The sequence below is a fragment of the Flavobacteriales bacterium genome (assembly GCA_013214975.1).
Taxonomy (GTDB): domain Bacteria; phylum Bacteroidota; class Bacteroidia; order DT-38; family DT-38; genus DT-38.
Map to the genome: position 1 here is coordinate 1 of JABSPR010000296.1, position 9,223 is coordinate 9,223.

At 35.7% G+C, this 9,223-nt stretch carries 12 protein-coding genes; 11 read left to right on the forward strand and 1 reads right to left on the reverse strand.

Annotated elements, in window-relative coordinates; translation table 11 throughout:
• The 11 genes from HRT72_09360 to HRT72_09410 all read left to right on the forward strand — a co-directional run.
• Positions 1 to 1,902, forward strand: a 1,902-nt coding sequence (locus tag HRT72_09360; GenBank protein ID NQY67912.1) for a hypothetical protein, incomplete at its 5' end; no start/stop codon positions are given.
• A gap of 131 nt (positions 1,903 to 2,033) precedes the next feature.
• Positions 2,034 to 2,480 carry a cold shock domain-containing protein gene (locus HRT72_09365; GenBank protein NQY67913.1) on the forward strand — a complete coding sequence of 149 codons (447 nt, stop codon included), beginning with the start codon at positions 2,034 to 2,036 and terminating at the stop codon, positions 2,478 to 2,480.
• Positions 2,481 to 2,584: 104 nt separating this feature from the next.
• Entirely contained in the window at positions 2,585 to 3,034 is a 450-nt protein-coding gene (locus HRT72_09370; GenBank protein NQY67914.1) for a MarR family transcriptional regulator, read from the forward strand.
• Between the two features lie 205 nt (positions 3,035 to 3,239).
• Positions 3,240 to 3,338, forward strand: a complete 99-nt coding sequence (locus HRT72_09375; protein ID NQY67915.1) for a hypothetical protein — start codon at positions 3,240 to 3,242, stop codon at positions 3,336 to 3,338.
• Between the two features lie 262 nt (positions 3,339 to 3,600).
• Positions 3,601 to 3,846: a CDGSH iron-sulfur domain-containing protein gene (locus HRT72_09380; protein NQY67916.1), complete on the forward strand. Its 246-nt coding sequence runs from the start codon at positions 3,601 to 3,603 to the stop codon at positions 3,844 to 3,846.
• Between the two features lie 33 nt (positions 3,847 to 3,879).
• Positions 3,880 to 4,518: a YceI family protein gene (locus tag HRT72_09385; GenBank protein ID NQY67917.1), complete on the forward strand. Its 639-nt coding sequence runs from the start codon at positions 3,880 to 3,882 to the stop codon at positions 4,516 to 4,518.
• A gap of 207 nt (positions 4,519 to 4,725) precedes the next feature.
• Positions 4,726 to 6,462: an ABC transporter ATP-binding protein gene (locus HRT72_09390; GenBank protein ID NQY67918.1), complete on the forward strand. Its 1,737-nt coding sequence runs from the start codon at positions 4,726 to 4,728 to the stop codon at positions 6,460 to 6,462.
• Between the two features lie 99 nt (positions 6,463 to 6,561).
• Positions 6,562 to 6,753: a cold-shock protein gene (locus HRT72_09395; GenBank protein NQY67919.1), complete on the forward strand. Its 192-nt coding sequence runs from the start codon at positions 6,562 to 6,564 to the stop codon at positions 6,751 to 6,753.
• A 507-nt stretch (positions 6,754 to 7,260) separates the two neighbouring features.
• Positions 7,261 to 7,425 (forward strand): hypothetical protein, encoded by a 165-nt coding sequence (locus HRT72_09400; GenBank protein NQY67920.1) that lies wholly within the window; start codon positions 7,261 to 7,263, stop codon positions 7,423 to 7,425.
• Between the two features lie 20 nt (positions 7,426 to 7,445).
• Positions 7,446 to 7,925 carry a hypothetical protein gene (locus HRT72_09405; protein ID NQY67921.1) on the forward strand — a complete coding sequence of 160 codons (480 nt, stop codon included), beginning with the start codon at positions 7,446 to 7,448 and terminating at the stop codon, positions 7,923 to 7,925.
• A gap of 215 nt (positions 7,926 to 8,140) precedes the next feature.
• On the forward strand, positions 8,141 to 8,566 hold the full coding sequence (locus tag HRT72_09410) for a hypothetical protein (GenBank protein NQY67922.1): 426 nt from the start codon (positions 8,141 to 8,143) through the stop codon (positions 8,564 to 8,566).
• Positions 8,567 to 8,753: 187 nt separating this feature from the next.
• Here the strand turns inward: HRT72_09410 and HRT72_09415 are convergent, their stop codons facing one another.
• Positions 8,754 to 8,942: a hypothetical protein gene (locus HRT72_09415; GenBank protein ID NQY67923.1), complete on the reverse strand. Its 189-nt coding sequence runs from the start codon at positions 8,940 to 8,942 to the stop codon at positions 8,754 to 8,756.
• Between the last annotated feature and the right edge of the window lie 281 nt (positions 8,943 to 9,223).

Sequence of the window (9,223 nt, forward strand, 5' to 3'; positions counted from 1 at the left end):
ATACTCATCTTTTTCTTGTTCGTTTTTGCGAGCCATTCGGATGCTCAATACAGACAGAATTATTTTGAGCGCGGACGAAACGCACTTATTGCTAAAAATTATACACAAGCGATTGAATTCTTTAGTTATTCCATAAACGAAAATCAATTTTATCAGGCCTATTTCTATCGCGGGATGGCCAAAGATAGATTAGGCGACATCCGTGGTGCCGTGGTCGACTATACCTATTGTATTAGACAATCCCCTTATCATAAAGATGCATATCACTCAAGAGCTGTGGCACGAGACAGGCTTTTTATTTACGAAGGTGCCTTCCAGGATTTCGCTCAGGTTATTGCGATGGACTCCATGGATTATCGCGTGTACCTTAATAGATCCATTACCCATTTAGCACTCAAACATTTTAAAGCAACTATTAAGGATATTGACAAAGCACTTAGTCTAAAAGCATTTGGAGAAAACCCATATTTAATACGCGGATCGGCCTATGCTGGATTAGAAGAATACAAAAAAGCTATCCACGATTTCAACAAGTCTATTCAAAGAAATACGAGAAGTACGGATGCGCATTTACAACGCGGTACGTGCTATAGAGAAATGAAAAAACTCGATTCGGCTATGGTCGATTTTAAATGGGTCTTAGACAGAGACTCTCTAAATCCACAAGCACTATTTCACCGAGGAATGGTTAAAAAAGATCAGTCCAAACTAGATGAAGCAATGATGGATATTGACAAATCGATAACGTTGGCTCCTCAATATACTATTGCAATCTTTAACAGAGCAATACTTAAAAGCAATGAAAAAGATTACCAAGGTGCATTGGCAGATTACAATGAAGTAGTTAAGCAAAATCCTAAAAACATATTAGCATTCTATAATAGAGCTGGTATAAAAAGACGAATTAAAGACCTTACCGGATCAATAGAAGATTACACGAAAGCAATAGAATTATATCCTGAATTTACAGATGCCTATAGAAACCGAGCGGATGTAAAAAAACAGATGAGCCAATTTAAGAATGCAGAAAAAGATCTTCAACTCGCTGCCCAAATTTCCCTACTTCAAGAAAGTAGGAACGACACTTTAAATCATAAAGAATCGCTTAAACTTAAAAAGCTAATGAGTCTGTCGGGACCTCTACCTAGTATAAAAGACAGAGAAGGTAAAATGCAATACGATCACATCGATGTGCAAATCAAAGCTTTCTACATATTATCCTCCACAGAGAACTCAAAAAAAAGTTATCTCCTTTATGATGCCGAGAACAAGAAGAATTATTCTTGGGATCTTATTGCACTATCTCCAGCGTCAACTAATACGAACTCAAAAAAATCGAACGAAGATCTTGATGCTTTGAACCAGCTTTACGACGAAAACAAAACTGATATCATTTACCATTTAAAAAGAGCAAACCTGTATACTCACTCAGGGGATTACGAGAAAGCCATTGCCGACTTTAACCTAGTACTATCATCAGACGACAAGAACATCCTTGCATATTTTGGCAGAGCCAATGCAAAATTAAAATTCCGTGAATTACAAAATTATTCCAATTTAGAAAATACCCTTACCGCAAAAAATGAGAATGAAGAACATACTATATCCTACGAAACCATCTTAAAGGATTACCAAATTGTACTTGCTTTAGACCCATCGTTCATTTATGCTTACTTCAACAGATCATATTTAAAAAGTTTAGCCGGAGATTTTAACGGGGCCGTATTTGATCTTGTAAAAGTGATTCGACTTAAACCCCATTTTGCGGAAGCCCACTTTAATAAGGGACTAATAAATTTATATCAGAATAAACTAACATCTGGGTGCGTAGATTTAAGCAAGGCTGGTGAGCTTGGATTAGATGAAGTTTACAATATTATATTAAGGTATTGCCGACAATAAAACTCTCATTATAATTCCATTTGCTATTGAATAACTTATTTAAATCAATAAATTTTTCTTTTGATTTAATAATTAGTTTTGTAACCATTAAGAAATGAACTAGTAATACTTTAAAAACATAAAGAGCCAACATGGGTAAATCACAAGAAACGTTCGGAAAAAAAGAGAAGGAAAAAAAACGTCTTAAGAAAAGAAAAGACAAAGCTCTCAAAAAAGAAGAACGTAAAGCTAACGCTGGAGGAAGTGATTTAGATAGTATGATGGCATATGTTGACGAGAACGGTCAAATAGTAGATACTCCGCCAGACCCACTTAAGAAAGTAAAGATTAAAGCATCAAGTATCGAAATTGGTGTTCCTAAGAAAGAAGCTATCGAAGACGAGCAGTTCCGAAACGGACGTGTTGATTTCTTTAACCACGATAAAGGCTTTGGATTTATTATCGCTATCGGCACGCAAGAAAAATTCTTTGTGCACATCAACAATGTAATAGACGATATTACTGAAGGTAACATGGTTGTCTTTGAAGTTGAGAAAGGAGCTAAGGGCATGGATGCCGTTCGGGTAAAAAAAGCCTAACCCCCATTTTAAGTAAAAAATTTTCCCAATTAATTTGGATTCGGAGAATATAACTACCTTATTTGTTGCAACAATAATCATTTAAACAAATATTAAGCATTACAATGAGATTCGAAGACGAAATAAAACAAGAAAAATTTAAAGATGTGCACCACAAAGCATTTTTAAATTTGATGTTTACTTCCAAACACATGGAATCCAATGGCAAAGAAGTAATGAAGCCTTTCGGTGTTACGTCTCAGCAATACAATGTTCTTCGAATTCTTAAAGGAAAGTATCCTCAACTCAGGTCGGCCGATGAGATTAAACAAGTGATGATAGACAAAAGTCCTGACCTCACGAGACTCCTCGATCGACTATTAATAAGAGAATTTGTTACAAGAGAAACTTGTTCGGACAATAGAAGGAAACTGGAAATTGGTATTACAAAAAAAGGATTAAAACAATTGGACAAAATGGAACCCGCACTAGAAGAGTTTCATAAAGCCAACAAACGAATTACGAAAAAGGAAGCAGAAGAACTGAGTAAAATTTTAGATAAGATGAGAGGGTAAAAAAAATTTATCCATATATCTGTTTAAACAACTTATGTTTAATGAATAATCGATAAGGATAAACACAAATAATTAACACTTAGAAAACATGACTACAAAAACAAAAAATATAATAAACGGAACTGTGCAAGGTTTGCTTAGCGTAATGATGCTAATGCCAGGAATAATGAAACTAATAACTCCATAAGCAGAGCTTGTGGCACAAATGCCTTGGGCAGAAGGTTTTTCTTCTTCACAAGTAATGGAGATTGGAGCATTAAAGATTTTAGGAGTAATAGGATTAAACCTTCCTTTTCCTTCTTAAGAAATTCAAGCAGCTTGTTCCCGTCGCTTCGGCCGGATTAGCTCTAACAATGGCCGGAGCTGTTTTAACACATCTTGGCAGAGGAGAAAATTTTATTCCGCCTTTAGTAATAATGACTATCGCGATCTATGTAACTTACATTCGCAAAGACTTATTATTAGACAACGAATCAACTAGTATACCAGCTTAACAATAAACTCTTTTCGAATAGTCACGTTAACGAATCAACTATCTGAATGATTAACAACAGAAAATAAATACTATGTCGAAAGGAGAAGTTGCGGGCAAAGCCCCGAAGATGGAAAAACTGGTTGAAGGAAAAACTTATTGCTGGTGCGCTTGTGGCAAAGCAAAGAATCAACCATGGTGTGATGGATCACATGCGAGTACCTCCATGAACACCAAAATATTTAAACCAGAAAAGGATGTAACGGCTGCAATTTGTATGTGTAAACAAACAAATAACCCACCCTACTGTGATGGCTCTCATTCTAATTTATCCGCTTAAAAAATTATAACAATTAACTAAATCAATACAATCATGAAAAATAGTTTTATATCAATTGCCCTATTCTCTACAATGTTGTTCGCAGCATGTGGTGGAGAATCAAAAGAAGTAAGTGTAGAAGAAAATGCAGCACCAGAAGAAACTGCTGCCACAACTTCCAAATCACTAGCCATTAATGCAGAGAGAAGTAGTGTTATATGGAGAGGGGAAGTTGCAGGTGTATACGGACACGATGGTATCGTAAACGTTAAATCTGGAAATATTTCTGTAGAGAACAATGCAATTACTGGAGGTGAAGTCGTTATCGACATGACAACTATTGTTGCAACAGATAGCGCTTCTTACAAAACAGAAGGGGAAGGTCAGATAACGGATTTAGAAAGTCACCTTACTACTGCCGATTTCTTTAACACAGGAGAGTTTGGTACTTCTACTTTTACAATTACATCTGTAAGTGGAAATTCAATCACTGGTAACTTAACTGTTAGAGGAAAAACAAACGAGGAGACATTTGAGGCAACTACACTTAAAGTAAATGACAATGGTGCTAGTGTTTCTGGAACATTGGTTTTTAACCGTCAGAACTACGATGTGGCATGGGTACATTACATGAAAGACATGTTACTATCGGATGACATTGCGCTTAATATCGCAATTGAAGCAGGAAATTAAAATATTAGATACAGTTGTTCGTCTTCAAGAACAACAAGTAAATAATCAATTTTAATAAGATTATATGAAGAACAATTAGGGCTTAAAACGACGGAGGAGTTATTTGACAAATTCGTTTCGTATCCTGCAGAGAGATCCTGGTTCACTACTCCCAGGGTCTTTTTGTGTTGTTATATTTAATCTAAAAGGTATAAAATACCATTTCTAATGAGTGAAGGAAGAGTCTCCATAAACAGTGTTTTCAAAAGCATTGTGTGGCCAAGAAGATACCTTCTGCTATTTGGTTTAGTTCTTATCATTATAAGCCGACTAGCGAGTCTTGTACTTCCAGGTGCCTCCAAATATTTAATCGATGATGTTATCGTAAATAAAGACATCGATAAACTTTACTATGTAATAATGTGGGTTGGCTCATCTATAGTAGTGCAAGCCATCACCTCTTTTCTTCTCACAAGAATATTAAGTGTAGAAGCGCAACATTTAATCTCAGAACTTAGAGTTAAAGTCCAGAAAAAGGTACTCGGATTACCTATAAACTTTTTCGATAATAGTAAATCAGGAGAACTAGTATCTCGTATTATGACAGATGTTGAAGGCGTACGTAATCTTGTAGGCACTGGAGTAGTCCAATTAATTGGAGGAACAATAACATCCGTTATCTCTCTATTCTTATTAATAAAGATTAGTCCATCGATGACGGCATACGTTCTGATTCCTGTTGCAATATTTGGATTTATTGCGCTTAAAGCTTTCGGATACATCCGACCGATATTTAGAGAAAGGAGAAAAATTAATGCCGAGGTTACTGGTCGACTTACAGAAACTTTGAATGGCATTCGAGTTATTAAAGGATTCAATGCAGAGCAGCAAGAAATAGAAACATTTGAAACAGGTATAGAGAAGTTATTCCTCAACATTAAAAAGAGCATGACCTCCACTGCGTTAGTAACCAGTTCTGCGACCTTCTTATTAGGCCTAGCGTCTGCAGGAATAATGGGAATTGGTGGTTTTATGATGATTAATGACGACTTAACTTTTGGAGACTTCTTAGCCTTTACCCTCTACCTTGGTTTTATGATTGCACCGATTGTTCAAATGAGCAATATAGGTAGTCAGCTTACAGAAGGCTTAGCAGGATTAGATAAAACAGAAGAACTAATGTCGATGGAATCGGAATACGACGATACAGAAAGAACAATAGACATTGGTGTTACAAAGGGAGACATTATATTTGATAACGTTTCGTTCGAATACGAGGAACACAAAGAAGTCCTTCACAATATATCTTTGGAAGCCCCTCACGGGTCAGTTACTGCATTAGTTGGTTCATCGGGTTCGGGAAAAAGTACGATGGCCGGCTTAGTCGCTTCATTTCTATCTCCGTCTCAAGGTACTATTGCAATTGATGGACATGATTTGAAAAAAGTAACATTGAACAGTTATCGTAGTAATCTTGGCGTCGTACTTCAAGATGAGTTCCTATTTGAAGGTACAATTAGAGAAAATATCACTTTCGCCAAGGCAGATGCAAGTGAAGAAGAAATAAACTCTGCAGTTAAAGCCGCATATGTAGATGAATTTTCAGATCGATTTGATGATGGGCTAGAAACCATAATTGGCGAACGAGGCGTCAAGCTTTCTGGTGGTCAACGACAACGAATAGCTATTGCCAGAGCACTTTTGGCCAATCCAAAAATATTGATTCTCGACGAGGCTACTTCAAGCTTAGATACAGAAAGTGAGTCACTGATTCAGAAAAGTTTAGAGACGTTAATGGAAGGACGAACTACTTTTGTAATTGCGCATAGATTAAGTACTATTCAAAAGGCTGATCAGATATTAGTAATAGAACATGGCAAAATAACAGAACGAGGGATTCACGACAAACTGATCGCATCAGAAGGAAGATACCATGAGTTATTTACCTACCAAGCAAGAATTTAAGAGGACACGTCGATAATAATATTACAATCAAAAAGCATCGAATTTGGAACTAGTTTAAATAAAATGCTACATTTGTGTCTTAATAACAATAATACAATTATGAGTAACGGAACAGTAAAATTTTTCAACACGACTAAAGGATTCGGTTTTATTACACCAGACGAAGGTGGAAAAGACGTATTTGTACACCTTAGCGGAGTAGTAGATCAAATCACAGAAGGTGACAAAGTAACCTACGATGTTGAAGATGGAAAAAAAGGATTGAACGCAGTTAATGTAAAAGTTGAGTAATCAGCCTAACATCTCGTTAATTTTAAAAGCTTGTCTCAGACAAGCTTTTTTTTATGCCTAATCCTCACGCTATACCTACCCTTTCGAATCATTTTCTAAAACTTAATAAGCTAGATTATATACGCCAATAATTTCCTCTCCTAAATCTCCCATAACGACTAAAGACACTTATAATCTTAGCATCAAATTCTACATAAATAAGGATAACGCGCTTATTTTCAGCAACAAATTTCCACACCAAACCGTATGCCCTATTGAAATTAATAACATTCCTAAGTAGGACTAATGACATATATTTAATTCAAGTTTAATGAAACTGTTTTACTTCTGGCAGGTATCTTTACCTCAAGCCTAGCGTTTTCTCAGATAACAGATAAAATAAAGCTAAACGGATACTCTAGTTTTGAATTTGAGCAAACTACTTCAAGGGCTGATGAAGGAGATAAAAATGCATCGTTTGATGCTGATCTATTCGATATTGTATTAAATGTTCAGGCAACTCCTAAATTGAGAGTTACTGCAGATTTAACTTGGGAGCATGGTACAGTTACAGAAGATGGCCTCTGTAATGCAGCAGTAGAATATGCTTTTCCAGAATACACTATTAAAGAATGGTTAAGATTTAGAGCTGGTAAAATGTTTATCCCTTTTGGTATATATATAACGAAATAAACACAGCGAAACCAGCTTTCTTGGCCACTAAAGAACCATTATCTACGAATAAGAATCACAAATTTGGAAGTGAATATCAATTCTATCCTCGTTGGGGAAATGGTATTGGATTTACTGGTAATACCTCTATTAAGGACGTGCAACTAGATTACAATATTATGATAACCAACGGTAATCAAGAGTATACAAATCGATACGAAGAAGACAATAATACAATGGAAGCCATAGCTACCAGAATTCGATTAACTCCAAAGAGAGGATTGAAAATAGGCTTCTATATGTACGAAGATGTAATGACTGAATATGAAGAAATCGACAATGATTTAGAACCTACCGGAGGTCGAATTCAATTATTTAGTTACGGAACACATGTAGAATGGACGCACAAAGATTTCGGACTGGAAATAGAAGGAGTACAAGGAACCATCAATCCAACTCCAGGAGAAACAATAAAACGTTCCGCCTATACCGCAATGATTTACTATACCATTAAAGAATAATTCACACCGTATTATAGAATGGAATGGTTAGATCCGAACAGTAAAATTTTAGACGACATTGGTAGAATGTTCCAATTCGGTGTAAACTATGAGATAGATACTAAATATCATTTTAAGCTACAATATAAAAGAATCACAGGTAAACAATGCCAAGTTCGAGGGAGTTAATTACAACTAAATACAGGCTGCCATAGTGGTAGGGTTCTAGTATAAAGATGAAGACATTATTAAAAACATATTCGATTCTTCTCTGCTTGTTTCTAGCATCTAATGTGCTAGCGCAAGAATCTACCGAAATTGTTATAGTTGCTAACGAAGGTCTAGATATTTCGACCATCACAAAAAAGAAAGTTGCTAAGCTATATTATGGGGAAACTCAAATGATCGGAAAGTTAAAAGCGAAACCTTGCTATAGGGGCTATGACTCACCAGCAGGGAAAATATTCTTCGATGAAATCATTAAAACAAGCCCAACATATTTTTCGAAGTATTGGGTCAAACGTATTTTTTCTGGCTATGGTACAAGTCCAGAAAAATTTGATGAAGAATTTAAAATGCTCTATTACATCTCCAAAGAGGAAGGTTCCTTAGGATTTATGGATAAAAAAACAGTGGGAATCTACCCAGTAATTGTAAGATAATTTTGATAGAAGAATAAATTGCCATATTGTAATTGTGGGACTTCGACTTAAAAACATATCAATTCGTTATAAATTTATAATATTCGCAGCGGGAATATTAATATTTGCCTCCACATGCGTGCTATACCATTACCCCAAAGAGTTCGAAAAAGAACGACGAACGACGTATCCTAATAAACTTAAAGGATTATCCAACATCGTGCAACTGGCCACAGGCTAAATCTTCCCCATTCTGACAACCAAATGCACCACAGATACTTGCCTTCTCTCCTGCATAATGCTGCCAATGAGACAAAAAATGAGAGTATTTACAAACTATTCTTTTAGTTGGCTTAATACTCTCTACAGATATACTTCCAAGGGCCTTTGTCTCCATTATTATGTATAATTAATGTTTAATTGGTATACCAGAACCATACCTTAAAAGTTTCCATTTCCGAGAAGGATTAAATCCTAAAGCAAAAAAGCCCATGTATGACAGTTTGTGATTAATAAAATATAATACAAAACCCAGATTCTAAATACCGATGTAAGATTATCCTGAAAACAGAAGAATATAGCACCATTATACAACTTCCTCAAACACCCACTAGGCAAATTCACATAGCGCCTAGGTAATTTACCTAAAAATCAACGTTTGACATAGTATACAAACAC

Excerpts from the sequence above, each read along its gene's own strand:
- HRT72_09365 (NQY67913.1), top strand. The coding sequence starts at position 2,034 with ATGGGTAAATCACAAGAAACGTTCGGAAAAAAAGAGAAGGAAAAAAAA.
- HRT72_09370 (NQY67914.1), top strand. The coding sequence starts at position 2,585 with ATGAGATTCGAAGACGAAATAAAACAAGAAAAATTTAAAGATGTGCAC.
- HRT72_09375 (NQY67915.1), top strand. The coding sequence starts at position 3,240 with ATGCCTTGGGCAGAAGGTTTTTCTTCTTCACAAGTAATGGAGATTGGA.
- HRT72_09380 (NQY67916.1), top strand. The coding sequence starts at position 3,601 with ATGTCGAAAGGAGAAGTTGCGGGCAAAGCCCCGAAGATGGAAAAACTG.
- HRT72_09385 (NQY67917.1), top strand. The coding sequence starts at position 3,880 with ATGAAAAATAGTTTTATATCAATTGCCCTATTCTCTACAATGTTGTTC.
- HRT72_09390 (NQY67918.1), top strand. The coding sequence starts at position 4,726 with ATGAGTGAAGGAAGAGTCTCCATAAACAGTGTTTTCAAAAGCATTGTG.
- HRT72_09395 (NQY67919.1), top strand. The coding sequence starts at position 6,562 with ATGAGTAACGGAACAGTAAAATTTTTCAACACGACTAAAGGATTCGGT.
- HRT72_09410 (NQY67922.1), top strand. The coding sequence starts at position 8,141 with ATGAAGACATTATTAAAAACATATTCGATTCTTCTCTGCTTGTTTCTA.
- HRT72_09415 (NQY67923.1), bottom strand. The coding sequence starts at position 8,942 with ATGGAGACAAAGGCCCTTGGAAGTATATCTGTAGAGAGTATTAAGCCA.